This is a genomic window from Oerskovia gallyi (assembly GCF_014836745.1).
GTDB lineage: Bacteria > Actinomycetota > Actinomycetes > Actinomycetales > Cellulomonadaceae > Oerskovia > Oerskovia paurometabola.
In genome coordinates, this window is record NZ_JACSQE010000015.1 from 47,012 (window position 1) to 72,596 (window position 25,585).

Here is a 25,585-nt window from a genome sequence, read left to right on the forward strand (position 1 = left end):
GCTCAGGCCGCCTGGGTCGACGCCGCCTCGGCGTCGCGCTTGGCGACCTCCTCGCGCACGATCGGGATGACGTAGCGACCGAAGTCGGTCGCGTCGTCGAGCAGGTCGTAGCCACGAGCCGAGATGATGCGGACTCCCAGGTCGTAGTACGCGAGCAGCGCCTGCGCGACGGTCTCGGGCGTCCCGACGAGCGCGTTCGAGTTGCCCGCTCCCCCCGTGGCCCTGGCCGTCGCGGTCCACAGGGCCGTGTCGAACCGGTCGCCCTGGGCCGCGATCTCCAGGAGGCGCTGCGAGCCCGCGTTCTCCGGCTTGTCGATCGGGTGGCGACGGCTCGGCACGCCCCCGGCCGCGGCCTTGCGCTCCTCGATCCGGTCGAGCACGCGGTGGGCCTTCTCCCAGGCCAGCTCCTCGGTCGCGCCGAGGATCGGGCGGAACGCGGCGTGGATCCGCGGGGGCGTGGAGCGCCCGGCGGCAGCGGCCTCCGCGTGGACCCGCTGGATCTGCTCGGCCGTGCGGTCGAGCGGCTCGCCCCACACCGCGTAGATGTCGGCCTCGGCCGCACCGACCTTGAACGCCGCGTCGGAGGACCCGCCGAACGAGATCGTTGGCGTGCGTCCCTCGAACGGCTTGGCGTCCAGCACGAAGTCGTCGAAGTCGTAGAACGTCCCGTGGTGGTCGAACGGCTCGGCGCTCGACCACGCCCTCTTGACGATCTGGATGTACTCCTGGGTGCGGGCGTAGCGCTCGTCCTTGGTCAGCGTGTCGCCCTCGCGCCCCTGCTCGTGGTCGTTGCCGCCCGTGATGAAGTGGACGGACAGCCGCCCCTCGGAGAGCTGGTCGAGCGTCGCGAACGACTTGGCCGCGAACGTCGGGTAGGAGACGTTGGGGCGGTGCGCGAGCAGCAGCTCGACCGTGTCGAGGCGGGCCGCGGTCCAGGCCGCGAGCGCCGACGGCTCAGGGCCGCTCGACCCGTAGGCGAACAGGACGCGGGTCCACCCGTTGTCCTCGTGCGCGCGCACGAGGCGCTCGAGGTACTGCTTGTCGAAGGGGGCGGTCGTACGGGCGGTGGTCTCGGAGGCGTCGCTCGTGGTGGCGATGCCGAGGAACTCGACGGGCATGGTGTTCTCCGGTTCAGGTGAGGTCGGGTGCGGTGGGGTGCTGTCTCGGTGAGCGTGGCTCCGGGGTGAGGTCGAGGCCGTACGCGTGCAGCCGGCCACCGCCCTCCCCCTCGATCACGCGGGTCTCACGCTCGGTCAGGCGCCGGAACCCGAGCGCCTCGTAGAGCCTGTGCGCGCGGGTCATCTGCGGGCCGGAGTTCATGACGACCCGCTGCGCTCCCTGGGCACGGGCCACGTCGAGGACGTGCCGCGTGAGCGCGGTCCCGATCCCCCGCCCCCGGGCCGCGGGAGCGACACCGAGCAGCCGGAAGTCGAGCTCGCCCTCGCGGGCCAGCGGCGAGATGTGCCGGCCGGGCGACGGCGTCGCGACGGTCCCGAGCAGGGCGCCGGTCTCGTCGTCGACCGCGACCCACACGTCGTGCTCGGCGGCGCGGCTCGTGACGTCGCGCAGCACGGCCCGGTACGACTCCGAGATCGAGTACTCGTGCCCGTACGCCGCGTCGAGCAGGTCGGCGACGGCCTCGTGCTCGGCGGGCGTCACGAGCCGCACGGTCACCCCGTCCCCGGGCGTCCCCACTCCCCGGGGGGTCTGCTCGCTCCGGTGAGCGACGCCGTCGGGCAGGCTGTCCGCGCGCGGGCGCGACGTGGTGGGCGCGCTCATGCGCGCTGCCGGACGGGCTCGTGCGGGCCCGACGGCGCCGCTCCCGTCCCCGGCTCGGCCGGGAGTCCCGCGTCGCGCCAGGCGGGGAAGCCGCCCTCGACGTGCGTGACGTTCGTGTAGCCGCGTGCCGCGAGGGCCTCGGCGACGGGGCCCGAGCCGCGCTCGGAGCCGCAGACCACGACGACCGGGGTGTCGAGCGACACCGCAGGGGCGGCGGCAGGGCCGAAGATCGCGTCGAGGTCGTCGCGGTCGGTGACCGTGGCGCCGGGGATCGTGCCGGCGGTCGCGCGGCCACCCTCGCTGCGCACGTCGATCAGGAAGGCCCCGTCGGCGACGCGGGCTCCCGCGTCGGTGGCCGGGGTGAGGAGGGGCTGGTGCTGGGTCATGTGGGTTCTCCGGGTTCTGGTGGGGCGGGTCGCGGGTGGTCTACCTGGCGAGGGCGGGTTCACGGGTGGGGGCGTCGACGACGCCCTGCAGACCCCAGTGCCGGGCCAGGAGCTCGAACGAGCGCGCCCGGTCGGCGGGGTCGTGGGCGGCGGTCGTGACGACGATCTCGTCGGCAGCGGTCACGCGCGCCAGGGTCTCGAGGCGTTCGACGACGGTCTCGGGCGACCCGACGAACCGCGTCTCGACGCGGTCCTGGACGGCGGCCCGGTCGGCATCGGTCAGGTCCTCCCACGCCGGCGACGTGCCGGGCGCCGGGTACGCGACGGCACCGCCCGCCCCGCGACGGATCGACAGGACCCAGGCCGTGAACGGCTCGCCGATCCGGCGGGCCTCGTCGTCGGTGTCCGCGACGAGGACGTCGGCCGAGACCACGACGTACGGGCGGTCGAGCACTCCCGGCCGGAACGCCGCCCGGTAGGCCGCGACGGTGTCGAGGGTCGCGGACGGGCCCACGTGGTAGTTCGCGGCGAGCGGCAGCCCGAGCTCGCCCGCGACGCGGGCGCTCACGCCGCCGCTCGACGCGAGGACGAACAGGTCGAACGCCGCGCCCTCGACGGGAGGGCTCGTCCACCCGGTGCCCGCTCCGTCGGTGAACGTCCCGGCGCGCAGCCCGAGGACCAGCTCGAGCTCGGCGCCGAACTCCCCCGGGGTCCGGCTCGCACCGACGACCTCCTTCTGGGCGAGCAGCCGCTCACGCAGGGCGGAGTCGGAGAGGTCGACGCCCGGCGCGGCGGGGACCAGGAGCCCGTCGACCACGCGCGTCCCGGCCGGACGCTCGGGGGCGGGCTGGACCGGGGGTGCGGCGGGTGCCTCTCCCGTGCCCGACGGCGGGACCTCGCCTCCCGCGCTCTGCGCACCCTTGGCGGGGGGTGGGGTGAAGGCCCGCCCCAGGCCGAGGTCCACGCGCCCAGGGTGCAGGGCCGCGACGGTCCCGAACTGCTCGGCCGCGATCAGCGGGCTCGTCGTGCTCAGCAGCACGGCCCCCGACCCGACGCGGATGCGCGACGTGCGCTCCGCGACGAGGGCCGCGAGGACCGCGGGGGACGCCGACGCGACGCCGGGCGACAGGTGGTGCTCGGCGAACCAGATGCGGCGGTAACCGAGGGCGTCCGCGCGGACAGCGGTGTCGAGGGTGTCGCGCAGGGCCTGGGCACCGGTCGATCCCTCGCTCACGACGGCGAGGTCGAGGATCGACAGCGGGACCCGGCTCGGGGGCGACAGCTGAGGGACGGTCGGCTGGTCGGAGGTGGTCATCGAAAGGTCCTCTGTGAGTCGGTGGGGCGCTGGGTGCGGAGTAGTTGTCGTCGATCGCCCGATCTGACGACATCTGCACCGCACTCAGCAGGAGATGGGTCAGCGGGACGGCAGGCCGCGGGCCGCGAGCGCCGAGTGCAGGTGCGCGTGGCCGCGCTGGGGGCCGGGGATCGCGAGCCGGTCGACCACGCGGCGGCGCCAGCTCTCCGTGAGCCCCTCGTCGCGGTAGAACGGCGCGATGACGTCCTCGTAGGCGTCGACGTGCTCGACCTGGGCGTCGAGGTCGTAGGTCTCGTGGTGCAGCACGGCGGCCTGGGGCAGGCGCGGCTTGACCCGCTCGCCTCCCGCGGGGTCCGGGTGCCCGACGACGAGCCCCACCACCGCGACGGTGCCCTCGGGCAGGCCGAGCTCGGCCGCGACCTGCTCGGGGTGGTGGCGCAGCGCACCGATGTACACGGTCCCGAGCCCCAGCGACTCCGCGGCGACGACGGCGTTCTGCGCGGCGAGGGCCGCGTCGACGAACGCCACGACCGTCGAGTCCAGGTAGTCGGTGCCTTCGAGCGAGGTGCCGTGCGCCTCGCCGATCGCGCGCGCACGCGCCAGGTCCGCGACCCACACGAGCAGGAGCGGCGCCTGCCGGATGTGCTCCTGACCACCCGCGAGCGCCGCGAGCCGGTCCTTGCGCTCCGGGTCGGTGACCGCGACGACGCTCCAGAACTGCATGTTGGACGACGTCGGGGCGGACTGCGCGGCCGCGACGAGGGTCGGCAGGACCGCCTCGTCGAGCGCGTCGGGGAGGTAGGCGCGCACCGTGCGGTGCCGCAGGATCCCGTCGATCGCCGCGGTGGGCTCCGCGAGGACGACGGCCTGGCCGGGGCCGTAGCGCTCGGTCAGGGGCGAGGCCGTCGCGAGGGGGTCCGTCGCGAGGACGGCCTTGGGGGGTGCGGCGAGGTCGGTCGAGGTCGACATGGTGGCCTTTCGGTGGTCGGAGCGGAACGAGGTGGTCGGTGTCGCAGGCGGGGTCTGCCGGTCAGTCCGCCCGGCCGCGAACCTGCGCCAGCGGACCGCGCGCGAAGCGGGCCAGGGAGAACACCCGGTCCGCGGCCTCGGGCGATGCGTCCGGGTCCTCGCGGGCCAGCTCGGCCAGGACCCGCCCGATCGACGGCGCGAACTTGAAGCCGTGCCCCGAGAACCCCGCGGCGATCACGACGCGGCCCACGCGGTCGAGCACGAAGTCGTGGTCCGGAGTCGTGGTGTACGTGCAGGAGACGGGCACGAGCCGCTCCGCGTCGGCGCCCGGCACCCACGCCCGGACGTAGTCCTGGAGCTGGGCGAGCTGCCCCGGCTCGGGACGGAAGGTCCGCCGGTCGGGGTCCGTGCGGGGACCGACGCCGTGGAACCCGACCTTGATCCCCTCCCCCGGGGTCGCGAGCCCGTAGACGCCGCTGGGCCACGCGTGCGGCTCGGCGGGGGCGTGCGTGAACGCCGGCCAGGCGCCCTCCGCCGGTGCACCCAGGGTGAGGGCGAAGTGCGCGGGCTGCTCCTGGGTGACGACGAGGGACGGGAGGGGCGCGGCGCCGTCGGGCTCGGGGAACGCCGCCCCCAGCAGGCCCGTGCTCCACGCGCCCACGGCGACCACGACCGTGCCCGCGACCAGGTCGCCCCGGTCCGTGACGACACGTACCGAGCCCGGACCCGGGTGGACGTGGCGGACGTGCACGCCGTGGCGGACGTCGGCACCGTGCGCGCGGGCCGCGGACTGGAACGCCGCGACGGCACGGTCGGCGTGTACCCGCCCGGCCGTCTCGGTCTCGTGCAGGACGTCGCCCTCGAAGCGCAGGCCCGGCCAGCGTTCGGCCGCCTCCTCGGGGCGCAACCACTCGTGCGGGATGCCGCGCGCGACGAACGCGTCCCCGATCTCGGTGCGCCGTGGGAAGCCGTGGCTCACGCCACCGGTCAGCGTGAGGACCGCGCCCGCGCGCAGCCCTGCGTCGCGTTCGAGCTCGCGCCACAGGCCGAACGCCTCCTGCGCGAGGTCGAGGTACGCGGGCTGGGAGTACGTCGTGCGGTAGATGCGCGACGCGCCGTGCGAGGCGCCGTTCGCGTGGCCGGGCTCGAAGCGTTCGAGCAGGACGACGTCGTGCCCCGCGCGTGCGAGCTGCCACGCCGCGGCGGACCCCATGACGCCGCCGCCGACGACGACGTGCGACACGTGCTCGGTCATGCTGGGTGCCTCTCTCGGGGCTGCTTCACGGTGGGTGGTCCGGTGCCGCCGGCCCGCGGGTCCCAGGAGGAGCCCCGCGGGCCGGGCGGCCGTCCGGTCAGGGCTTGGGCAGCCCGGGCGGGTTGGTCTCCGAGGCGGCGATCGCCTCGTCCTCCAGGCCCCAGTGCTCGAGGAGCTTGGCGTAGCTGCCGTCCTCGATCGCGTGGTTGATGGCCGCCGTGACGGCCGGGGCGAGCTCGCTGCCCTTGAGGGTCGCGACCGCGATCTGCGCCGTCGCGGGCCAGCCGCCGTTGAGCGTGCCCACGACCTTGTACTGGTCGGGCGCGGTCGCGGCGCTGTACGCGAGGCTCGCGTTGGGGCCCACGTACAGGTCGAGGCGACCCGAGGCGACCGCGAGCAGCGCGTCCTTGTAGTCCTCGTAGTACTCGGGCTCACCGCCCTTGAGGGGGTCGAGGCCCGCGGCCACGTTCTCCTCGTTCCAGGCGAGCAGGATCTTCTCCTGGTTGGTGCCCGACCCGACGCCCACCGTGAGGCCCGCGATGTCCTTGGCCTCCTTGATCGGTGGCACCTTGTCGTTCGACGCGCCCGCGAGCCAGCCGAGCTGGTCGTTGCGGTAGGACGAGAAGTCGTACAGCTCCTTGCGCTCCTCGGTCACGGTGACGTTCGAGATCACGGCGTCGACGTCCCCGGACTGCAGCGCGAGCGGCCAGTCGGCCCACGCCTTGACCTCGAGCTCGAGGTCGAGACCCAGGGCGTCCGCGACGAGGACGGCGATGTTGGGCTCGTTGCCGATGGGCGTCTTGTCGTCGTCCGCGAGGAACCCCAGGGGCGGCAGCCCGCCCGCGGTCGTGGAGACCTTGAGGACCCCTGCGGCCTTGACGTCCTCGGGCAGGAGCGCGATCGCCTCGGGCGACTCGGTCGTGTGGATGAACTCCTGGTCGGGCGAGGTGTCGATCACGAGACCGGCGGCCTCCGCGGCCTTCTCGTTGTCGGCCGTGCCGGGCTCGGCGTCGGCGTTCGTCGCGCACGCCGCGAGCAGCGCGAGGAGGGGAAGGGTCGCGACGGCGGCGACCGCGCGGTGGGAGAGACGGGCGGGGCGGCGACCGGTGCGGGACGCCGCCGAGGGGCGGGCGGGCGCGCCGGAGGTGTGCAGGGACATCGTGTTCTCTTTCGTGGTGGGTGGGAGTGCGGTGGGGCGGGTGACGCGGACCGGCCTCGGGTGTGCCAGACCCCGGGGGTCGGTCACAGGACCTTGTCGAGGAAGGCCCTGGTCCGGTCGTGGCGGGGCGCGTCGAGGACCTGGGCTGGGGGCCCCTGCTCGACGATGCGACCCGCGTCCATGAAGACGACCGTGTCGGCGACCTCGCGGGCGAAGCCGATCTCGTGCGTGACGACGACCATGGTCGTGCCGCCGTGCGCGAGGTCCTTGATGACGTCGAGCACCTCGCCGACGAGCTCGGGGTCGAGCGCCGACGTCGGTTCGTCGAAGAGCAGGACGCGGGGCCGGGTCGCGAGCGCGCGGGCGATCGCCACGCGCTGCTGCTGCCCGCCCGAGAGCTGGCGCGGGCGGGCGTCGACCTTGTCGGCGAGGCCGACCCGGGCCAGGAGCTCGCGCGCCTCGACCTCGACCTCGGCGCGTGGTCGGCCCTGCGCCGAGACGGGCGCCTCGACGACGTTCTCGAGGGCCGTGAGGTGCGGGAAGAGGTTGAAGCTCTGGAACACGAACCCGATCCGGGTCCGCTGGACGAGGATGTCCTTCTCCTTGAGCTCGCGCAGCGTGTCTCCTCGGCGGGAGTACCCGATGAGGTCGCCGTCGACCGCGACGAACCCGCGGTCGACCTTCTCCAGGTGGTTGATGACGCGCAGCAGCGTCGACTTCCCCGAGCCGGACGGGCCGAGGATCACGGTCACCTCGCCCGGGCGGACCACGAGGTCGATGCCCGCGAGCACCTCGAGCGTGCCGTACGACTTGTGGACGCCGCGGACCTCGACGAGGCCCAGGGGCGTGGTGGGCGGGTTGGCCGGCTCGGCCGCGGGACGGGTGGTCGTGGCGGTCATGCGGCACCTCCAGGGTGGCGGCCGGTCGCCCCGGTGCGGGTCAGGTGACCGCGCCCGACGGCGGCGCGCGCCGCGTAGGCGGGTGGCAGGTGGGCGGGCGCGGGGCGTCCGGTGACCCGGGACCACGCGACCTGGAGCGTCCACCGGACGCGCTGGACCGGGGTCGGGGGCAGCGTGCGGACGGCGCCCTTGGCGTAGTGCCGTTCGACGTAGTACTGCGCGATCGTCAGGACCGTCGTGATGACGAGGTACCAGATGGCCGCGACCATGAGCAGCGGGACGACGCGCTGGTTGCGGCCGTAGATGACGCCGATCGTGTAGAACAGCTCGCCGTACGCGAGGACGTACACGACCGAGGTCCCCTTGACGAGGCCGATGATCTCGTTGACCGACGTCGGCACGATGGTCCGCATGGCCTGCGGCAGCACGATGCGCAGCGTCTGGCGCGAGCGCGGGATGCCCAGGGACGCCGCGGCCTCGTGCTGGCCCTGGTCGACCGAGAGGATCCCGGCGCGCACGATCTCCGAGGAGTAGGCGGCCTGCGACAGGCCCAGGCCCAGGATCGCGGCGCCGAACTTGTCGATCACGTCGAGCGTGCCGAACTCCAGGAAGCCGGGGCCGAACGGGATGCCGAGCGACAGCGTCGGGTACAGGTAGGCCAGGTTGTACCAGAGGAGAAGCTGCAGGATCAGGGGCACCGAGCGGAACACCCACGTGTACGCCGACGACACGGCCTGGAGCAGCGGGGAGCGGGACAGTCGCATGAGCGCGAGGACCGTCCCGAGCCCGAACCCGATGACCGCGGCGACCGCCGTCAGCCGGATGGTCCCCCACAGCCCGCCCAGCACAGAGGGCCAGGTCAGGTACTGCGCGACGACCGACCACTCCCACTTGGGGTTGGTCACGAGCGAGCTGACGACCATCGCGACCAGGACCGCGACGAACGCGGTCGCGACCCAGCGTCCCGGGTGGCGGGCGGGGACGACCTTGAGGTCCTCCCAGCGCGAGGTGGCCTCGTCGGGAGCGGTGGCCCCGTCGGAGACGGATCGGTCGACAGTGGCGGTGGCGCCCGGCGGGTCGGGCAGGGATCCGGGGGGTGGCGCGAGCTGGCGCGACTCGTCCTGCGGGAGGGACAGGGTGCTCATGGTGGACCTCGGGGAGAGAAGGGGGGTGGGCGTGGGCTGGTCCAGCCGTGTCAGAGCGAGCGTGACCTCGGGGTCACACCGGTTCTGACACGTGCGGACAGAGCCACTTCTCGAACGCCAGGGGCCCGATCTCCTCGGGGTCGCGCGTCACGTCGAACAGCGGGGTGTAGCCCGCGCTGAGGTACAGGCCTGCGGCCTCGGGCTGGCGGGGTCCGGTCGTCAGGTAGATCCGGGGGTAGCCGCGCCCGGCCGCGCGCTGCTCGAGCTCGGCGAGGACCTGGCGGGCGAGCCCGCGCCGCCGGTGGGCCGAGTGGGTCCAGATGCGCTTGAGCTCGGCGGTCGCGACGAGGGGGACGCCGTCGTCGGAGTGCGTGGCGCCCCGGGCGTGCGGCCCGGCGTCCGGCCGGGTCCGGCGGGCGGGGTCACCGACCTCCGGTTCTGCCCGACGGCGGAACGCACCACCCGCGACCGGCTCGCCGTCCGCGAGGAGCAGCACGAGGTCGCCGTGCGGGGCCGCGAAGTCGGTCGCAGGGTAGTGCTCCATCTCAGCGCGCAGGTCCTCCTCGTCGAGGAGGCTGCGGTAGCGCGAGGCGTACTCGTGCGCGAGCTCGTCGAGCAACGGGCGCACCAGCGGGTCGTGCAGGTGGACGGAGCGGACCGCGACCGCCGTCGTGGGCGCGCTCATCGCGGCACCTTCTCCCCCGCCTCGACCGAGAACGGCAGGACGTTGCCCTCGACCGGGCGCGGGCACGTGCCGAAGTCGGTGAAGGCGTAGGGCAGGTTGAGCGTGCGGTTCAGGTCGAGCCGCAGCGTCCGGACGGCGTCGTCCGGCCCGGCAACGCGCTCGTCGTCGGGGGCGTCGACCTCGTCGGGGGCGTCGGTCTTGTCGGAGGCTGCGGCGCGGTCGACGAACAGCACGCGCCAGTCCGCGACGCCGGGGGCCGGGTCGGTGAACAGCAGGCTCGCACTGCCGCCCGGCGTGCCCGTGAGCCGCAGGGTCGTCGTCAGGCCGTTGCGCGTGACGTCGACCTCGCCCACGACCTGGACGTGGTGCTCCAGGCCGGGCTGCGCGCCGCCCACGACCTCCGCGACCGGCTCGTCGTACCAGCGGACCGGTGCGTCGAGAACCCACGACGGGTCGTAGGCGAAGGTCGGGACACCCTCGAACGTGACCCGGGTGCGGGCCCGGGGGTCACGCACGCGCAGCCCGTAGCGCCCGGTGCGCCGCACGAGCTCGACCGCGACCGGGGAGGCCGGGTCGGCGCCGTCGGGCACGAAGGTCGCGACGAACGTCGACGCGCCCTCCGCGACGTCCTGGACGTGCGTGCCGCGCAGTGCGTCCTGGCCGCCGGCCGGGACGATCGCGTCGGCCGCCGCGGCGCGCAGGTGCACGCCGTCCGCGTCCGACCACCACTGGCCGGGCAGGCCCGGGAAGGACGTCGGGGACTCCGGGACCCAGTGCAGCGACGTGAGGGTGAGCCAGCCGTGCTGCTCGCGCAGGGTGCGCTCGCGCTCGGCGTGCCACGCCGACCACGCGGCCGCGGCGGCGCTCGTCGCCGAGCCGGACTGCTCGACGGGCGTGCCCGTCGGTGCGGACGCCGTGTGGCGGCCGCGCGTGGTGACGCCTGCCGGGGACGTGGTGCTCGTCGTCATGATGCTCCTTCGGGGCTGGTGGTCGGGCGGTGGTCGGGCGGTCGAGCCGGGTCAGGCGGAGTGGGACGTCGTGCCGGTCGAGGCTCCCGCGGGGCGCCTCGACCCCACCTCGGGACGCGAGAGCCCCAGGTGGTCGCGGAGCGTCGTGCCCGTGTACTCGGTGCGGAACGAGCCGCGCTCCTGGAGCAGCGGCACGACCTGGTCGAGCACGTCGTCGAGGCCCGTGGGGGTCAGGTGCGGCACGAGGATGAAGCCGTCCGACGCGTCCTCCTGCACGTGGCGGTCGATGTCGTCGGCGACCTGCTGCGCCGTGCCGACGAACCCGCCGCGACCCGACACCTCGATCACGAGGTCCCGGATGGACCAGCCGTTGGCCGCGGCCTTCTCGCGCCAGGCGCGGACCACCGGGCCTGGGTTGCTGACGTGCCGGACGCGGCCGCGCGTGATGTTCAGGTGGTCGAGGTCGGGCTCGACGTCGGGCAGCGGCCCCTCGGGGTCGTACGCCGTGAGGTCCCGCCCCCAGACCTGCTCGAGGAACGCGATCGCCGTCCGCCCAGGGACCTGCTGGAGCCGGATCTCCCGCGCACGCTCGGCGGCCTCCTCGGCCGTGTCCCCCAGGACGACGACCGTCGCGGGGAGGATCTTGAGCGAGTCGCGGTCGCGACCGTGGGCCGCGAGGCGGGACTTCACGTCGGCGTAGAACGCCTGGCCGTCCTCGAACGCCGAGTGCGCCGAGAAGACGACGTCGGCCGTCGCCGCCGCGAAGTCGCGCCCGTCGGCCGAGTCGCCCGCCTGGAACAGGACGGGGTGCCCCTGAGGCCCGCGCGGGGTCTCGAACCGGCCCGACACGTCGAAGTGCTTGCCCTGGTGTGCGAACGGGCGCACGGCCCCGGGCCGCACGAGCTCGTCCTCGTCCACCGCGTCGTCGTCCCACGCGTCCCACAGCTGCCGGGCCAGGGCGACGAGCTCGCCCGCGCGCTCGTACCGTTCCTCGTAGGGCAGGAACCCGCCGCGGCGGAAGTTCGCACCCGTGAAGGCGTCGGGGCTCGTGACCAGGTTCCAGGCCGCACGCCCCCCGGACAGGAGGTCGAGCGTCGCGAACTGGCGGGCCAGCTCGTAGGGCTCGTTGAACGTCGTGTTGACCGTCCCCGCGAGGCCCAGGCGGTCGGTGACCGCGGCGAGCGCTGCCAGGACCGGGAGCGTGTCGGGGCGGCCCACGACGTCGAGGTCGTGGATCTGCCCCTTGTGCTCGCGCAGCCGCAGGCCCTCGGCGAGGAAGAAGAAGTCGAGCTTCGCGGCCTCGGCCCGGCGCGCGAGGTGCTCGAACGAGCTGAACTCGATCTGGCTGCGCGAGGCCGGGTCGCTCCACACGGTCGTGTTGTTGACGCCCGGGAAGTGGGCGCCCAGGTGGATCTGCTTGCGGGGCCGACCGTCGTGCGGGCGGGCCGACGAGGCGGGGGTGGGGTGCGTCATGGTGGGGGTTCCTCAGGCGATCGCGGCGGCGTAGCGGTTGGCGGGGCGGGCGAGGCCCAGGGTGTCCCGCAGGGTCGTGCCCGGGTATGCGGCGCGGAAGACGCCTGCGTCCTGGAGCAGCGGCACGACGCCGTCGACCAGCGCGTCGAGATCCGTGCGGAGCGAGGAGGGTCGGATCGTGAACCCGTCCGCGGCGCCCGCCTCGAACCACTCCTCGACGACCTCGGCGAGGTCGCGGGCCGTGCCCACGTGCGTGAGCGAGTCGGTGTCCCACGTGACGCCCTCGAGCCCTTCGAGCAGGTCGAGCCGCGCCTGGGCGCTGGCCCTGTCCTGTCCGATCACGGCGTAGAGGTCGACCAGGACGCGCAGCTCGTCGGGGTCGCGCCCTGCCTCGGCGGCCGCGGCGCGCACCTGGTCGCGCAGCGCCTTGGCCGCGTCGAGCGTCGTGGCCCGCACCCGCACGACGTCGGCGCGACGCCCCGCGAGGGCCAGCGCCTCCGCGGAGTCCCCGCGCACCACGACCGGGGGCTGCGCCTGGGGCGAGCGGGGCGTGATCGAGGGGCCCTTCACGGCGAACCGGACGCCGTCGTAGTCGACGTAGTGCACCTTGTCGCGGTCGATGAACCGCCCCGAGGGGACGTCGCGGATCTCGGCGTCGTCCTCCCAGCTGTCCCAGAGTCGGCTCACGACCTCGATCGCCTCCTCGGCCTCGGCGACCGCGTCCGCGGTGTCCTGGGCCTCCTTGCGCCCGAACAGCGCGGCGGCTGCCTCGGTCGTCGACCAGCCCACCTGCCACGCGGCGCGGCCCGTGCTCACGTGGTCGATCGTCGCGATCGCCTTGGAGACGTGGAAGGGCTCGGTGTGCGTCGTGTCGACCGTCGCGACGAGGCCGATCCCCGTCGAGCGGGGCGCGAGGCGCGAGGCCACGAGGGCCGCGTCGAGCCGGCCGCGGAGCGTCGTGTTGCGCGTGGGCTGGAGCGAGAACGTGTCGTCGAACAGCGCGAAGTCGAGCACGCCGCGCTCGGCGGTCGCGACGAGCTCCTGGAGCCGGTGCGCGTCGAACAGGCGCGGCGACTGCGAGCCCACGGCCCGCCACGCACCCGCTCGTGCGCCGGCGTCGGACAGGTCGACGCCGAGGTGCACCGAGCGGCGCGGGCGCTCGTCGAGCAGGTCGTCGATGCCGACGAGCGCGTCGAGGTCGTCCTCGACGGGCCGGGACGCGGCCTGCTCGTCGGGCTGTGAGGTGGGGGCGAACAGCGGCGTCAGGTTCGAGTCAGGCATGGGTCGTTCCACTCCGGGAGGTCGGGTGCGGGGTCGCTCGGTCGCTGCCGCAGGGGTCGGCGGACGGCCGCGACGGGTCGCGAGAACTGGGGTGCAGAGGGGTGGACCGCCGGGCGCGGTGGCGGGTGGCGCTGTGGCTCGCCGCAGATCGGCATGCCGCAGCGACCCGTTCACGGGCGGGGCGGTTCAGGGACGAGCCGGTCCGGCTCGGGAGACGTCAGGAGGAGCGCAGGCTCAACAACAGACGCGGCCCGGGACGACGGGGCGCCCGGGGGGACAACACGTGCGACCTGCGAGGGCCGACGGCGCCGTCACGGGGACGAGCGCGGTGCTGGTGTCCACGGGTCCTCCTCGGGTCGTCGTGCTGCGGTGCGGCGGACGGGGCGTCTGCCGATGGCCCGGAATGTATGCCCGAGCACAGGAGGTGTCAACGACTTGGGCCAACCGTCCGCATTCTGGACCGAATCAGTAGAGATTGAGACAGGAACCGGTCCGAACCGGACACCACCTTCCGCTGAGTGCGGAGCAGTTGTCGTCATCACCGGCGATCCACAGCAACTGCTCCGCACTCAGCGGACGAGGGTCAGCGCGGGGCCATCCGGATCCCGCCGTCGAGGCGGATCACCTCGCCGTTGAGCATGGGGTTCTCGACGATCGCGCGCACCAGGCGCGCGAACTCCTCGGGGCGGCCGAGCCTGCGCGGGTGCGGCACCTGAGCCGCGAGCGACTCCTGGGCCTCGGGCGGCAGGGACGCCATCATGGGCGTGCTGAAGATGCCGGGCGCGATCGCCATGACCCGGATGCGCCGGTCCGCGAGGTCGCGCGCGAGCGGCAGCGTCATCGCCGCGACCCCGCCCTTCGACGCCGCGTAGGCGGCCTGACCCACCTGGCCGTCGAACGCCGCGACCGACGCGGTGTTCACGATCACGCCGCGCTCCTCGGGCGCCTCGCCGCGCGGGTCGCCGTCCAGGGCGACCATGCGCTCGGCCGCGAGCCGCGCGACGTTGAACGTCCCGACCAGGTTCACGGTCACGACCTTCTGGAACGACGCGAGGTCGTGCACGCCGCCCTTGCCGAGCACGCGCCGCGCGAGCACGATCCCCGCGCAGCTCACCGCGACGTGCAGCCCGCCCAGGTCCGCGGCGGCGTCGAGCGCCCGGGACACGTCGTCCTCGTCCGTGACGTCGGTGGGCACGAACCGGACCGCGTCGCCCAGGGTGTCCGCGAGCGCCTGGCCGGGCGAGCCCGGCAGGTCCGCGACCACGACGCGCGCCCCGGCGCCGACCAGCTCCTCGACGGTCGCCCGCCCCAGCCCCGAGGCCCCTCCGGTCACCAGCGCGACCTTGCCCGCGATCTCCACGTCCCACTCCTTCGTCGACGCCCCTGGGCAGCGTAGCCCGAGGGCGAGGAGGTCCGCAGGGCCGGGCGCCGCCGTCGGGCTGGCCGAGCGGGCCGGGCGGGGTGGCGCGAGGATGAGACATGCTGCTCGCCGAGGTCGCCGCCACGTCCGACGCCGTCGCCGCCACCCGGTCGCGCCTGGCCAAGCGCGCGGCGCTGGCCGACCTGCTGCGCCGGGCCGCACCGAACGGGGAAGCAGGCGGGCCCGGTGACGACGTCGAGATCGTCGTGTCCTACCTCGCGGGCGAGCTGCGGCAGCGGCGCACTGGGCTCGGCTGGGCGTCGCTGCGGTCCCTCCCGCCGCCTGCCGGCTCCCCGACGCTCACGGTCGAGGCGGTCGACGCGACGTTCGAGGAGATGGCGGCGCTCTCGGGTCCCGGCTCGGACACCGCCCGGTCCGCGGCGGCCACGGCGCTGTTCGCAGCGGCGACCGAGCGCGAGCAGTCGTTCCTGCGCGGCCTGGTCGCGGGCGACCTGCGCCAGGGTGCGCTCGACGCCCTGGTCGTGGACGCGGTCGCGGAGGCCGCGGGCGTCCCGGTCGACGCGGTGCGCCGCGCGGTCATGCTGCGCGGGGCGACGGGCCCGGTCGCGCGCGCGGCGCTCGAAGCCCCCGGCCCGACGGCGGCACTCACCGCCCTGGCCGGGTTCGGCCTCGAGGTGGGTCGCCCCGTGCGGCCCATGCTCGCGCAGTCGGCCCCCGACGTGGCGGCGGCGTTCGACAAGCTCGGGGCCTCGCCCGCGGCGGACGACCCGGGACACCGGGTGTCGGTCGACGTGAAGCTCGACGGCATCCGCATCCAGGTCCACCGGGACGGCGACGCGGTGCGGGTGTTCACACGCTCGCTCGACGACATCACCCCGCGCGTCCCGGAGATCGTCGCGGATGCGCGCTCCCTGGCCTCGGAGCGGTTCGTGCTGGACGGCGAGGCGCTCGTCGTCGGGCCGGACGGGGTGGCCCGGCCCTTCCAGGAGACGGCCGCCCGGTCGGCCACGCGGGACGCCGGCGGTGCGGGTGGTGGGGACGCCGGCGGTGCGGGTGGCGCGGACGGCGAGGCCGCGCTTGCCGGGGCGCTCGCGCTCCGCCCGTACTTCTTCGACGTGCTGCACGCCGACGGTCACGACCTGATCGACGCCCCGCTGCACGAGCGGCTCGACGTGCTCGACCAGGTCGCGGGGTCGTTCACGGTCCGTCGCCTGGCGACCGCGTCCCCCGGCGCCGCAGAGGAGTTCTTCGCCGAGGCCGTGCGCGAGGGGCAGGAGGGCGTGGTCGTGAAGTCGCTCGACGCGCCCTACGCGGCAGGGCGCCGCGGAGCCGGGTGGGTCAAGGTCAAGCCGCGGCACACGCTCGACCTCGTGGTGCTCGCGGTCGAGTGGGGGTCGGGTCGCCGGACGGGGCTGCTGTCCAACATCCACCTGGGCGCCCGCGACCCCCAGGGCGGGTTCGTGATGCTCGGCAAGACGTTCAAGGGCATGACCGACGAGATGCTGCGCTGGCAGACGGAGCGGTTCCTCGAGCTCGAGACCTCGCGCACCGACTACGTCGTGCACGTCCGGCCCGAGCAGGTCGTCGAGATCGCGTTCGACGGGCTCCAGCGGTCCACGCGCTACCCCGGCGGGCTCGCGCTGCGCTTCGCGCGCGTGCTGCGCTACCGCGACGACAAGACCGCCGACGAGGCGGACACGATCGAGGCGGTCCGGGCGCTGGCCTGACCTCAGGGCCGGCCCCGTGCCGTTAACCCGGAGGAACCGGGCGAAACATCGTCTCGGAGACCGGATAGGGCCTTGTGCCCTCCCGGTGGCTGCCGCCAGGATCGCCGCCATGCGCTTCGACGACTCCGCCCACGAGCACCCCGGGACACCGGTGCGCCTCGTGGTGCGCCGCGCCGTCGACCTGCGTCTCGTCGCCGGCTGTCTCTGTCGATAGCCCCGCCGTTCCCCGGGCACGGCTCGCGCCGACCCCCCGCCCCGCGCTCCTCGCGCGCTCACGCTCCCGCTCGCGCCGTCGTGCACCTCGCGCGCCAGCGGACCGAGCGACCCCCTTCCCACCCTTCCCACCGTGCTGCCGGCGTGCCCGCCGTCGGCCGGACACGCCTACCCCGACTCCCTGGAGCTCCCATGCCCCGCACCCTCAGACCCCACGCCCACCACCCGGCCCGTACCGCCGTCCGGGCCGCGCTGACCGCGGGCCTCGCCGTGACGCTCGTGGCGTGCTCGGCCGCGAGCGCCGAGGAGGCCACGGTCGGCGAGTCCGGCAAGGCCGTGCTGCGCTACGACGGCTCGGTCGGGCAGGTGACCTTCCCCGAGCTCGCGGCGGACCTCGGCTACTTCGAGAAGGTCGAGCTCGAGTGGGTCGGCGACTCGACGGGCGGCCCGCAGAGCATCCAGGCCGCCGCGACAGGCTCGACCGACTTCGGGGGCGCGTTCAACGGCGCCATCGTCAAGCTCAAGGCGTCGGGCTCGCCCATCACGTCCGTCATCTCCTACTACGGCTCGGACGAGCTGTCCTACGGCGGCTTCTACACGGTCGAGGGCAGCCCCGTCACCGAGCCCCGGGACCTGATCGGCAAGTCGATCGGCGTCAACACGCTGGGCGCGCAGAGCGAGTTCCTCATCCGCGAGTGGCTCTCGCGCGGCGGGCTGAGCGCCGAGGAGATCGACCAGGTCGAGCTCGTCGTCGTGCCGCCCGTGAACGCCGAGCAGGTGCTGCGCGAGGGGCAGGTCGACGTCGTCGGGCTCTCGCGCGTCTTCCAGGACAAGGCCCTGGAGCGCGGCGGGATCACGCAGCTCTTCAGCGAGACGTCGCTCTACGGGAACTTCTCCTACGGGACGTACATCCTGCGCGACGAGTACATCGAGAAGAACCCCGAGGTCGTCGAGGACTTCGTGCAGGGCACGGCGCGCGCGATCCGCTGGACGCAGGTCACCCCGGTCGAGGAGGTGCGTGCGCGGTACACCTCGATCATCGAGGGGCGCGGGCGCGGCGAGAACACCGAGCTGGTCCCCTACTGGAAGTCCGCGAGCATCACGGTCCCGGGAGGCGTGATCGACGAGGAGGAGATCTCGACGTGGATCGACTGGCTCGTGCGCGAGGGCGAGCTCGAGAAGGGCCAGTTCTCCCCCGAGGACATCTACACCAACGAGTACAACCCCTACGCGAACGGGACCTACGCGAAGGACGCGGGCCCCGACGGCGAGCCCGTCGAGGTCGCGCCATGAGCGGCACGGCGGTGGTCACGGCGACCCGGCCCAGCGCGACGGGTTCCCCGGAGGCGGCGGACTTCCCGGGCTCGACCCCCAAGCTCCGCCTCGAGCACGTGCACAAGGAGTTCATCGTGCGCGACGCGGCCGCGGGCCGCGGGGCACGCAAGCGGTTCACGGCCGTCGAGGACTTCACGCTCGACGTCCGCGCGGGCGAGTTCCTGACGGTCGTCGGGCCCTCGGGCTGCGGCAAGTCGACGCTGCTGGACCTGCTCGGCGGGCTCACCGAGCCGACGTCGGGCCGCATCCTCCTGGACGACTCGCCCGTCACGGGGCCGGGCCTCGACCGGGGCGTGGTGTTCCAGCAGTACGCGCTGCTCCCCTGGCGCACGGCCCGCGCGAACGTCGAGCTCGGGCTGGAGGCCAAGGGCGTCGCGCGGGCCGCACGGGCCCGGGTCGCCGACGAGTACCTCGACCTGGTGGGCCTCACGGCCTTCGCGGACCGGTACCCGCACGAGCTCTCGGGCGGCATGAAGCAGCGCGTCGCGATCGCGCGCAGCCTCGCGTTCGACCCCGAGGTGCTCCTCATGGACGAGCCGTTCGCGGCCCTCGACGCCCAGACGCGCGAGTCCCTCCAGGACGAGCTGCTGCGCATCTGGCGCGCGACGGGCAAGACGATCGTCTTCATCACCCACGGCATCGAGGAGTCGGTGTACCTGGGGCAGCGCGTCGCGGTCATGACACCCCGCCCGGGCCGGCTGCAGACCGTGATCGACGTCGACCTCGCGGGGGCCGCTGACCTTGGCGGCGACGACGGCGAGCACGGCGACGTCCGCTCCTCGGCGCGCTTCGGCCGGTACCGGCACGAGGTGTGGAGCGCGCTCCACGCACAGCAGGAGGACGCCCATGTCTAGCACCGTGACCCCGCACGCCCCCGCCCGGGGCGAGGCCCTGGCCCGCCCTGCGCAGGACACCGTCGCGTTCGCCGACCCGCCCACGCTCGGACGCCGTCAGGTGCTCACGGCCGACCAGGACCCGACGCCGTCCGTCGGCGCTCGCCTGCGGGGCGTGGGGGTCCGTGTCCTGCGGGCCTCGGCCGCGATCGTGCTCTTCCTGGTGATCTGGGAGGTCGCGCCGCGCGTCGGGCTGGTCGACAAGGTCTTCCTGCCCCCGCTCAGCGCGGTGCTCGAGTCCTTCTGGGAGCTGCTCACGAGCGGCGAGCTGGGCAAGCACGTCGGGACGAGCCTGACGCGGGCGGGCACGGGATTCGCGATCGCGGTCCTGCTCGCGATCCCGCTGGGTATCGCGATCGGCTGGTGGGCGAGCGTCGCCCAGTTCCTCGGCCCGTTCCTCGAGCTGTTCCGCAACACCGCGGCCCTGGCGCTCCTGCCCGTGTTCATCCTCGTCCTGGGGATCGGCGAGACGTCGAAGATCACGCTCGTCGTCTACGCGTGCTTCTTCCCCATCCTGCTCAACACGATCGCCGGGGTCCGGACCGTGGACCCGCTGCTCGTGAAGTCGGCCCGGTCGCTCGGGCTGCCTCCCGTCCGGCTGTTCCAGAAGGTCGTGCTGCCGGCCGCCGTCCCGACGATCTTCACGGGCATCCGCATGGCCGGGACGAGCTCGATCCTGGTGCTCATCGCGGCCGAGATGGTCGGCGCCAAGGCCGGGCTCGGGTACCTCATCACCTACGCCCAGTTCAACTTCCAGATCACGAACATGTACGCCGGGATCATCGCGATCTCGCTCGTCGGGGTCTCGATCAACGCCGTGCTCGTGAGCCTCGAACGGCACTTCTCGCGCTGGCGCACCACGTGAGCGGTTCGCCCGTGAGCGACCCAGCCCCCGCAGGAACCGTCTCCCGCCCCATCCCACGACCCGACCCACGACCCGAGGACGCACCATGACCCAGCAGCCCCGCCAGCTCAGCCTGAACCTGTTCATCCACCCCGCCGGCCACCACGAGGCGGCCTGGCGGCACCCGGACACCCAGCCCGAGCGCATCTTCACGGCCGACTTCTACACCGAGCTCGCCCGCACGGCCGAGGCCGCGAGGTTCGACGCCGTCTTCTTCGCGGACGGCCCCGTCCTGCACGACGGCGTCGAGTTCAACAGCGTGGGCAGGCTCGAGCCGATCCTGACGCTCGCGTCGATCGCTGCTGCGACGACGCGGATCGGGCTGATCGCGACCGCGTCGACCACGTTCTACGACCCGTACAACCTGGCGCGGCTCTTCTCGACGCTCGACCACCTGAGCAACGGTCGCGCCGGGTGGAACATCGTCACGACGGCGAGCGAGGACGCGGCCCGCAACTTCGGCCTCGACTCCCACCCGGACCACGTCGAGCGGTACGCGCGCGCCGCAGAGTTCGTCGAGGTCACCACCCGGCTCTGGGACAGCTGGGAGGACGACGCGGTGCTGATCGACCGCGCGTCGGGCCGTTACGCCGACCCCGCGAAGATCCACGACGCAGCCTTCCGCGGCGAGCACCTGCGCGTCGAGGGCGCCTTCAACGCGGCCCGATCGCCGCAGGGCCACCCGGTCCTGGTCCAGGCGGGCGCGTCGAACGAGGGGCGCGCGTTCGCGAGCCGCTACGCCGAGGCGATCTTCACGGCGCACCAGCGGCTGTCCGACGCGCAGGCCTTCTACGCCGACATCAAGGCCGGGGCCGAGGCGCTGGGCCGCTCGCGCGACGCCGTCAAGATCCTCCCGGGCATCAGCCCGTTCATCGCCGCGACCGAGGACGAGGCCAAGGCCCTGGAGCGCGAGTTCAACGAGCTCACGGTCCCCGAGTACGGGCTGCGCCAGCTCGAGAAGCTCACGGGCGTCCGCCTCGATCACGCGCAGCTCGACGGCCCCGTACCGACCGAGCTGTTCGCGGACGCGGGCGACGTGACCGACAACTCGCGCAGCCGCCTCCAGGTCGTCGCGGGCATCGTCGAGCGTGAGCAGCCCACTGTCCGCGGGCTGCTCCACCGCCTCGCGGGGGCGCGCGGCCACCGGGTCGTCGCGGGCACGCCCGAGCAGGTCGCCGACACGATCGAGGAGTGGTTCACGCAGGGCGCCGCCGACGGCTTCAACGTCATGCCGCCCTACCTGCCGGGCGGCCTGGACGACTTCGCCGACCACGTCGTGCCGATCCTGCGCGAGCGCGGCCTGTTCCGTACGGAGTACGAGGGCACGACGCTGCGCGACCACCTCGGCCTCGCGCGCCCCGAGAGCCGGTACGCGACGCGCGCGGCCGACGCGCTCCCCGAGGCGGGCCGCGCGGACGAGGCGAGCGGCGCCGTCGGGCAGGAGGGGGCCCGGACCACGGAGCCGGTCCTGGCGTGAGCGCGGGCACGGGCTCCCCGCCGGTCCGGTTAGCGTGGACCGTCCACGTCCCCGCCGGCGTCTGGGGCGTCGCCCAGGGCGCGGCCGCACCGGTCGTCGCGCTCGCCGCGCGCGAGCACGGCGCGTCGCTGGGTGTCGCGGGCCTGGTGGTCGCGCTCGCCGGGCTCGGTCAGCTCGTCGGCGACCTGCCCGCGGGGCGGCTCGTGTCCCGGTTCGGGGAACGGCGCTCGATCGTCGGGGCGAGCGTGCTGGCCGTGGGCGGGGTCGCGCTCTGCCTGGTCTCGTGGTCGGTCGTCTCGCTCGCGGTCGGCGTGTTCCTCGCGGGCCTCTCGCAGGCCGTGTGGGGCCTCGCCCGCCAGACGTACCTCGCCGAGGCCGTGCCGTTCGCGCGCCGCGCACGCGTCATGTCGAGCGTCGCGGCCATGATGCGGGTCGGCTTCTTCGTCGGTCCCCTCCTCGGGGCGGCCGCGATCCTGGCCGTCGGGACGCGCGGCGGGTTCGCGGTGCAGCTCGTCGCGGTGTGCGCCACGGCGGTCCTCATGGGCCGCGTGCCCGACGTCGGACGCTCGCCCCGTGCACCCGGCGCGCCGGGCGACGTGGCCGCCCGGGAGGCGGGGCTGTGGCGCGTGCTCGTCGAGCACCGCCGGCTGCTGCGCACGCTCGGCCTCGGCGCCGCCCTCATGGGGCTCTCGCGCACGGCCCGCACCGTGGTCCTGCCGCTGTGGGCCGACCTCCTGGGGGTCGACGCCGCGACGACGAGCCTGGTCTTCGGGGCCAGCGCCGCGCTCGACGTGCTCGTGTCGATCCCCGCGGGGTACCTCATGGACCGGTTCGGTCGGCGCGCCCTCGCTGTCCCGTCGCTCGCGGTCCTCGCTGCGGGCTACCTCGCGCTGCCGTGGGCGGGCGGCGTCGCGTCCCTGGCGGTGGTGGCCCTGGTGCTCGGGTTCGGGAACGGGCTGAGCAACGGCGTCATCATGACGCTCGGCGCCGACGTCGCGCCGCCCGCGCAACGTGCCGAGTTCTTCGGGGCGTGGCGGCTCCTGCACGACGCGGGGGCGTTCGCGGGTCCGCTCGTCGTCGCGGGCACCGCCCTCGTCGCGCCGCTGGGGGCCGCCGCGGTCGTCGTCGGCGCGACGTCGGTCGCGGGCGGTGCCGTGTTCTGGCGGTACGTGCCCGTGTGGGCGCCGTGGCCGCGGCCCGTGCCGGTGGCGGTGGAGATGGAGCCCGTGGCGGTGACCGTGCCGGGGGCGGAAGCCGTGACCGGGGTCGCGAGCGAGACCGTCCCTCGGTGATGCTGGGTGTCCACGCCCCCTGGCGGGCCGACCGAGAGGACCACGCCATGACCGACGACCGCGCCGCCGTCCCGCCCAGCGACCTCACGCCGCGCATCGGCAAGGTCGCGACCCGCGAGCTCGCGCACCACGGGTACACGCGCTACGAGGACCTCACGCGCGCGACCGCCAAGGAGCTGCTCGCGATCCACGGGGTCGGGCCCCGGGCGATCCGCATCCTGGGCGAGGAGCTCGCCGAGCGGGGATCGGGGTTCCGGGAGGCGTGACGCTCGTCAGGACCGGAACAGCCCGCCCCACAGGAAGGACTCGCCGAACAGCGACGAACCGTCGGCCTGCGGTGCGAGCCTGCGCAGCTCGATCTCCGTGAACCCGTCGAAGAGGGCGCGGAGGTCGTCCGCGCCGTACGCGAGCCCGCCGGCGAGCGCCCCGCTGCGGTAGAGCTCGACGTCGTCGACCTCGGACCCCATCGCGGCGACCCCGTCGCCCGCGGCGGCGAAACAGGTCAGTCCGAAGGATCCGCCGTCACGGAGCCAGGACTCGACGAGCCTGCGGTAGCCGATCCGACGGTGCGGCGGGAGGTGGTGGAAGCACCCGCTGTCGAAGACGACGTCGTACGTCTCCTCGGCGGACCAGTCGAACATGTCCGCGCACACGAAGCGGACGTCCACACCGGCGGAGGATGCCCGCTCCTGCGCCCAGCTCACGGCCGTCCCGGAGAGGTCCAGCGCGTCGACGGTCGCGCCCTGCTGGGCGAACCAGATCGCGTTGCGCCCCGGTCCGCACCCGAGCTCGAGCACACGCGTGCCCGGGCCGATCGGCAGGAGACCCGCCCCGTGCCAGGCGACGAGGCTCTCCTCGGGGGCGTCACGGAAGAACGGGACGTCACGGTCCCGGTCGGTGTAGAAGGTGTCCCACCAGGCTGCGCTGCCGTGCCAGGCGGCGGCGCCGCGAGCGGCCCACCGCTCGGTGGCCTCGGAGTAGAGGGCGTCGAGCAGCCGCGCGACGTCGTTCTCGGTCTGGATGGAACGGTTCATGACGGCCCTCCGCCTCAGGCGCCCCCGAGAGCACGTTCATATGCTCTGACCTGCGAAGACACCGAGATCATCATCCCACCTGAGGGCCCGTCGAACCAGGGGTCCGGCGGGTGTTTTCGGGGGCTCTCAGGTGGTCCTGGCAGGGCCGAGAACGTCCGTGAGCGCCGGCGGCGACCCGGCGCTCAGGCCGTGACGACGTCGATGACCTCGGTGTCGTCGTGGCGGCGGGCCAGCGCCGTCACGACGGGCGGCTTGGGCACCGGCGGCTGCGCCTTGACGCCCGTGCTCCTGCTGCGGCGCGGGCGCGTCGGCACCGGGACGCCAAGGGACTTGAAGACCTTGCGCAGCTCGGCCTCGGTCCAGCCGGCGGCGAGCGCGTCGGAGAACGCCGTCGCGTACTCGCGCTCGGCCTCCTCGAGCGTCGCCTTGGCGGCCGCGACCTGCTCGGCCCGCTCGGCCAGGACGCGGCCCGACTCCATGCGGTGCTCGAGGAGGTCGCGCAGCCGAGCCTCGTACGTGGTGGCGGTGTCGTCGTCGCTCATGCCACCAACCTAGGGCCTGACCTGCACGGTCGCCAGGATCGTCAGGTGATCGGTGGTCGTCGGCGCGGCGACGCTCACGGGGCGACCTGCACGGTGACCGCGAGCGCCCGGTGGTCGGAGCCGGGAACGACGAGCGAGTCGACGTCGTCGACCCGCATGCCCGCCTCGACCACGACGTGGTCGAGGTCGAGAAACGTCGGGACCCGCTCCCCCACGGGCCACGACAGGTTCAGGCCGTGCCCTGCCGTGCGCGTCGCGTCGCGGAACCGGTCGCCCAGGACAGCGCGGAACGACGCGTGGTCGTACGTCGCGTTGAAGTCGCCCAGCAGCACCTGGGCCAGGGGCTCGTCGTGCGCGCGCCGGGCAAGGTCGGCCATCTCCTGGTGCCACACGCCCGTGATCTCGGGCAGCGGCGGGACGGGGTGGACCGCGGTCACACGCACGGGCGTGCCGTCCACGTCGACCGTGGCTGCGGGCATGGCGAACGTGCTCCACTCGCTGGTGTCGGGGTCGGAGAGCACTGTCCGGCTCCACAGGCCGCTCCCGGGCGAGCCCGTGCCCACCTTGGCGTCGACGTGGTGCGGCATGACCGCCTCGATCCCCGCGGCCTCGAGCCGGTCGTGGAAGTCGGCCGTGAGCTCGACGACCGCGAGCACGTCCGCGTCCTGCTCGTGGACCATCCGCACCACGGCCTCGGCGTCCGCCTGCCCGAAGTACGCGTTGACCGTCAGGACCCGCAGCGTCCCCTGGGCACCCGCCTCGATGCCGTCGACGCCGGGACCCGGCACGAAGAACGGGGCGACCCACACGACCTGCGCCGCGAGCGCGACCCCGCACAGGGTCGCGAGCAGCCGGCGCCGCAGGGCCAGGGCCGCCGCGGCGACCAGCAGCGTGAGGGGGACGACCCACGGCGTGGCGCCGACGACCTGCGCGAGGGGCGTGACGCCGTCGTACGGGACGGCGCGCACGAGCGTCATGGCCAGGACCACCCCGCCCAGGACCCACAGCACCAGCCCGACGGCGCGCCCACCCGGGCGACGTCGGCTCGCCGGGGCGGGGGCGACGTCGGGCGGGGTGGCGGGTGCGGGGGCGACGTCGGGCTCGGGGCCGGGCGCGCGGCCACCGTCGTCGCTGGTCCCCGCGGCGCTGCTGTCCCCTGTCATGCAGCGACCCTATCGACCGGTTCGGGCGGTTCCGGGCCGGTCCGTCCCGGGCGACGGGCAGACCCGGTGCAGCGCGCGGAGGGATTCTGTGAACGCGGCCGCGACGCCCTGGGGCGGGCGTCGTCGACCTCCGAGATGCTGCCCGTTGTCGGTCAGGCAACCCCGGAACCGACGACGAGCCCGATCTCGACGAGCCGCCGCACCGGGTGGGGCCTCACGACGACCGCGAGATGCGGCCAGCTGGGGTCCGGGACGGTTCCAGACCCCGGCTGGCCGCATCTCGCGAACGCCCCCCCGGGGGGGGGGGGGC

The 25,585-nt window shown here is 74.3% G+C and carries 24 protein-coding genes; 7 read left to right on the forward strand and 17 right to left on the reverse strand.

The window, feature by feature from the left end:
* Nucleotides 1–2: 2 nt before the first annotated feature.
* The 14 genes from H9640_RS16860 to H9640_RS16925 all read right to left on the reverse strand — a co-directional run bounded on the left by H9640_RS16860 (nt 3) and on the right by H9640_RS16925 (nt 14,674).
* Nucleotides 3–1,118 (reverse strand): LLM class flavin-dependent oxidoreductase, encoded by a 1,116-nt coding sequence (locus tag H9640_RS16860; protein WP_191791934.1) that lies wholly within the window; start codon nt 1,116–1,118, stop codon nt 3–5.
* Nucleotides 1,119–1,131: 13 nt separating this feature from the next.
* The gene (locus H9640_RS16865; protein WP_191791935.1) at nt 1,132–1,779 is read right to left on the reverse strand and encodes a GNAT family N-acetyltransferase; all 648 of its coding nucleotides are present in this window, start codon (nt 1,777–1,779) and stop codon (nt 1,132–1,134) included.
* Nucleotides 1,776–2,165: a rhodanese-like domain-containing protein gene (locus tag H9640_RS16870; protein WP_191791936.1), complete on the reverse strand. Its 390-nt coding sequence runs from the start codon at nt 2,163–2,165 to the stop codon at nt 1,776–1,778. The genes H9640_RS16865 and H9640_RS16870 overlap by 4 nt, the downstream gene beginning before the upstream one ends.
* A 40-nt stretch (nt 2,166–2,205) precedes the next feature.
* Nucleotides 2,206–3,480 (reverse strand): LLM class flavin-dependent oxidoreductase, encoded by a 1,275-nt coding sequence (locus tag H9640_RS16875; protein WP_191791937.1) that lies wholly within the window; start codon nt 3,478–3,480, stop codon nt 2,206–2,208.
* Between the two features lie 99 nt (nt 3,481–3,579).
* The gene (locus H9640_RS16880; protein ID WP_191791938.1) at nt 3,580–4,449 is read right to left on the reverse strand and encodes an NADPH-dependent oxidoreductase; all 870 of its coding nucleotides are present in this window, start codon (nt 4,447–4,449) and stop codon (nt 3,580–3,582) included.
* A gap of 61 nt (nt 4,450–4,510) precedes the next feature.
* On the reverse strand, nt 4,511–5,704 hold the full coding sequence (locus H9640_RS16885; protein ID WP_191791939.1) for an FAD-dependent oxidoreductase: 1,194 nt from the start codon (nt 5,702–5,704) through the stop codon (nt 4,511–4,513).
* 97 nt (nt 5,705–5,801) lie between these two features.
* Nucleotides 5,802–6,863, reverse strand: coding sequence for an ABC transporter substrate-binding protein (locus H9640_RS16890; protein ID WP_191791940.1), 1,062 nt, complete (start codon nt 6,861–6,863; stop codon nt 5,802–5,804).
* 83 nt (nt 6,864–6,946) lie between these two features.
* Complete coding sequence (locus H9640_RS16895) at nt 6,947–7,762, reverse strand: amino acid ABC transporter ATP-binding protein (protein WP_191791941.1); 816 nt, start codon at nt 7,760–7,762, stop codon at nt 6,947–6,949.
* Nucleotides 7,759–8,907 (reverse strand): amino acid ABC transporter permease, encoded by a 1,149-nt coding sequence (locus H9640_RS16900; protein WP_191791942.1) that lies wholly within the window; start codon nt 8,905–8,907, stop codon nt 7,759–7,761. The genes H9640_RS16895 and H9640_RS16900 overlap by 4 nt, the downstream gene beginning before the upstream one ends.
* Nucleotides 8,908–8,980: 73 nt before the next feature.
* Nucleotides 8,981–9,592 carry a GNAT family N-acetyltransferase gene (locus H9640_RS16905; protein ID WP_191791943.1) on the reverse strand — a complete coding sequence of 204 codons (612 nt, stop codon included), beginning with the start codon at nt 9,590–9,592 and terminating at the stop codon, nt 8,981–8,983.
* The gene (locus tag H9640_RS16910; RefSeq protein WP_191791944.1) at nt 9,589–10,560 is read right to left on the reverse strand and encodes a DUF1684 domain-containing protein; all 972 of its coding nucleotides are present in this window, start codon (nt 10,558–10,560) and stop codon (nt 9,589–9,591) included. Before H9640_RS16910 ends, H9640_RS16905 begins: the two co-directional genes overlap by 4 nt.
* A 51-nt stretch (nt 10,561–10,611) precedes the next feature.
* Nucleotides 10,612–12,033: an NtaA/DmoA family FMN-dependent monooxygenase gene (locus H9640_RS16915; protein WP_191791945.1), complete on the reverse strand. Its 1,422-nt coding sequence runs from the start codon at nt 12,031–12,033 to the stop codon at nt 10,612–10,614.
* Nucleotides 12,034–12,045: 12 nt separating this feature from the next.
* On the reverse strand, nt 12,046–13,314 hold the full coding sequence (locus H9640_RS16920) for an LLM class flavin-dependent oxidoreductase (RefSeq protein WP_191791946.1): 1,269 nt from the start codon (nt 13,312–13,314) through the stop codon (nt 12,046–12,048).
* Nucleotides 13,315–13,897: 583 nt separating this feature from the next.
* Complete coding sequence (locus tag H9640_RS16925) at nt 13,898–14,674, reverse strand: 3-hydroxyacyl-CoA dehydrogenase (RefSeq protein WP_191791947.1); 777 nt, start codon at nt 14,672–14,674, stop codon at nt 13,898–13,900.
* A gap of 119 nt (nt 14,675–14,793) precedes the next feature.
* Between H9640_RS16925 and H9640_RS16930 the strand changes: the two genes are divergently transcribed.
* The 7 genes from H9640_RS16930 (at nt 14,794) to H9640_RS16960 (ending at nt 22,802) form a co-directional block, all read left to right on the forward strand.
* Complete coding sequence (locus H9640_RS16930; protein WP_191791948.1) at nt 14,794–16,422, forward strand: ATP-dependent DNA ligase; 1,629 nt, start codon at nt 14,794–14,796, stop codon at nt 16,420–16,422.
* A 405-nt stretch (nt 16,423–16,827) separates the two neighbouring features.
* Nucleotides 16,828–17,928 (forward strand): ABC transporter substrate-binding protein, encoded by a 1,101-nt coding sequence (locus H9640_RS16935; RefSeq protein WP_191791949.1) that lies wholly within the window; start codon nt 16,828–16,830, stop codon nt 17,926–17,928.
* On the forward strand, nt 17,925–18,824 hold the full coding sequence (locus H9640_RS16940; RefSeq protein WP_191791950.1) for an ABC transporter ATP-binding protein: 900 nt from the start codon (nt 17,925–17,927) through the stop codon (nt 18,822–18,824). Before H9640_RS16935 ends, H9640_RS16940 begins: the two co-directional genes overlap by 4 nt.
* The gene (locus tag H9640_RS16945; protein WP_191791951.1) at nt 18,817–19,728 is read left to right on the forward strand and encodes an ABC transporter permease; all 912 of its coding nucleotides are present in this window, start codon (nt 18,817–18,819) and stop codon (nt 19,726–19,728) included. Before H9640_RS16940 ends, H9640_RS16945 begins: the two co-directional genes overlap by 8 nt.
* A gap of 85 nt (nt 19,729–19,813) precedes the next feature.
* A complete protein-coding gene (locus tag H9640_RS16950) occupies nt 19,814–21,244 on the forward strand; it encodes an LLM class flavin-dependent oxidoreductase (RefSeq protein ID WP_191791952.1) in 1,431 nt (476 codons plus the stop codon).
* Nucleotides 21,241–22,536: an MFS transporter gene (locus tag H9640_RS19780; RefSeq protein WP_191791953.1), complete on the forward strand. Its 1,296-nt coding sequence runs from the start codon at nt 21,241–21,243 to the stop codon at nt 22,534–22,536. The genes H9640_RS16950 and H9640_RS19780 overlap by 4 nt, the downstream gene beginning before the upstream one ends.
* Before the next feature lie 47 nt (nt 22,537–22,583).
* Complete coding sequence (locus H9640_RS16960) at nt 22,584–22,802, forward strand: helix-hairpin-helix domain-containing protein (RefSeq protein ID WP_191791954.1); 219 nt, start codon at nt 22,584–22,586, stop codon at nt 22,800–22,802.
* A 6-nt stretch (nt 22,803–22,808) separates the two neighbouring features.
* Here H9640_RS16960 and H9640_RS16965 read toward each other — a convergent pair whose 3' ends face one another.
* The 3 genes from H9640_RS16965 to H9640_RS16975 form a co-directional block, all read right to left on the reverse strand.
* The gene (locus tag H9640_RS16965; protein ID WP_191791955.1) at nt 22,809–23,570 is read right to left on the reverse strand and encodes an SAM-dependent methyltransferase; all 762 of its coding nucleotides are present in this window, start codon (nt 23,568–23,570) and stop codon (nt 22,809–22,811) included.
* A gap of 182 nt (nt 23,571–23,752) precedes the next feature.
* A complete protein-coding gene (locus tag H9640_RS16970; protein ID WP_191791956.1) occupies nt 23,753–24,112 on the reverse strand; it encodes a hypothetical protein in 360 nt (119 codons plus the stop codon).
* Between the two features lie 74 nt (nt 24,113–24,186).
* Complete coding sequence (locus H9640_RS16975) at nt 24,187–25,275, reverse strand: endonuclease/exonuclease/phosphatase family protein (protein ID WP_191791957.1); 1,089 nt, start codon at nt 25,273–25,275, stop codon at nt 24,187–24,189.
* Between the last annotated feature and the right edge of the window lie 310 nt (nt 25,276–25,585).

Excerpts from the sequence above, each read along its gene's own strand:
- H9640_RS16890 (WP_191791940.1), bottom strand. The coding sequence starts at position 6,863 with ATGTCCCTGCACACCTCCGGCGCGCCCGCCCGCCCCTCGGCGGCGTCC.
- H9640_RS16970 (WP_191791956.1), bottom strand. The coding sequence starts at position 24,112 with ATGAGCGACGACGACACCGCCACCACGTACGAGGCTCGGCTGCGCGAC.
- H9640_RS16940 (WP_191791950.1), top strand. The coding sequence starts at position 17,925 with ATGAGCGGCACGGCGGTGGTCACGGCGACCCGGCCCAGCGCGACGGGT.
- H9640_RS16885 (WP_191791939.1), bottom strand. The coding sequence starts at position 5,704 with ATGACCGAGCACGTGTCGCACGTCGTCGTCGGCGGCGGCGTCATGGGG.
- H9640_RS16875 (WP_191791937.1), bottom strand. The coding sequence starts at position 3,480 with ATGACCACCTCCGACCAGCCGACCGTCCCTCAGCTGTCGCCCCCGAGC.
- H9640_RS16880 (WP_191791938.1), bottom strand. The coding sequence starts at position 4,449 with ATGTCGACCTCGACCGACCTCGCCGCACCCCCCAAGGCCGTCCTCGCG.
- H9640_RS16945 (WP_191791951.1), top strand. The coding sequence starts at position 18,817 with ATGTCTAGCACCGTGACCCCGCACGCCCCCGCCCGGGGCGAGGCCCTG.
- H9640_RS16860 (WP_191791934.1), bottom strand. The coding sequence starts at position 1,118 with ATGCCCGTCGAGTTCCTCGGCATCGCCACCACGAGCGACGCCTCCGAG.
- H9640_RS16950 (WP_191791952.1), top strand. The coding sequence starts at position 19,814 with ATGACCCAGCAGCCCCGCCAGCTCAGCCTGAACCTGTTCATCCACCCC.
- H9640_RS16895 (WP_191791941.1), bottom strand. The coding sequence starts at position 7,762 with ATGACCGCCACGACCACCCGTCCCGCGGCCGAGCCGGCCAACCCGCCC.
- H9640_RS16870 (WP_191791936.1), bottom strand. The coding sequence starts at position 2,165 with ATGACCCAGCACCAGCCCCTCCTCACCCCGGCCACCGACGCGGGAGCC.
- H9640_RS16975 (WP_191791957.1), bottom strand. The coding sequence starts at position 25,275 with ATGACAGGGGACAGCAGCGCCGCGGGGACCAGCGACGACGGTGGCCGC.
- H9640_RS16935 (WP_191791949.1), top strand. The coding sequence starts at position 16,828 with ATGCCCCGCACCCTCAGACCCCACGCCCACCACCCGGCCCGTACCGCC.
- H9640_RS16960 (WP_191791954.1), top strand. The coding sequence starts at position 22,584 with ATGACCGACGACCGCGCCGCCGTCCCGCCCAGCGACCTCACGCCGCGC.
- H9640_RS16905 (WP_191791943.1), bottom strand. The coding sequence starts at position 9,592 with ATGAGCGCGCCCACGACGGCGGTCGCGGTCCGCTCCGTCCACCTGCAC.
- H9640_RS16965 (WP_191791955.1), bottom strand. The coding sequence starts at position 23,570 with ATGAACCGTTCCATCCAGACCGAGAACGACGTCGCGCGGCTGCTCGAC.
- H9640_RS16930 (WP_191791948.1), top strand. The coding sequence starts at position 14,794 with ATGCTGCTCGCCGAGGTCGCCGCCACGTCCGACGCCGTCGCCGCCACC.
- H9640_RS16900 (WP_191791942.1), bottom strand. The coding sequence starts at position 8,907 with ATGAGCACCCTGTCCCTCCCGCAGGACGAGTCGCGCCAGCTCGCGCCA.
- H9640_RS16910 (WP_191791944.1), bottom strand. The coding sequence starts at position 10,560 with ATGACGACGAGCACCACGTCCCCGGCAGGCGTCACCACGCGCGGCCGC.
- H9640_RS16865 (WP_191791935.1), bottom strand. The coding sequence starts at position 1,779 with ATGAGCGCGCCCACCACGTCGCGCCCGCGCGCGGACAGCCTGCCCGAC.
- H9640_RS16920 (WP_191791946.1), bottom strand. The coding sequence starts at position 13,314 with ATGCCTGACTCGAACCTGACGCCGCTGTTCGCCCCCACCTCACAGCCC.
- H9640_RS16915 (WP_191791945.1), bottom strand. The coding sequence starts at position 12,033 with ATGACGCACCCCACCCCCGCCTCGTCGGCCCGCCCGCACGACGGTCGG.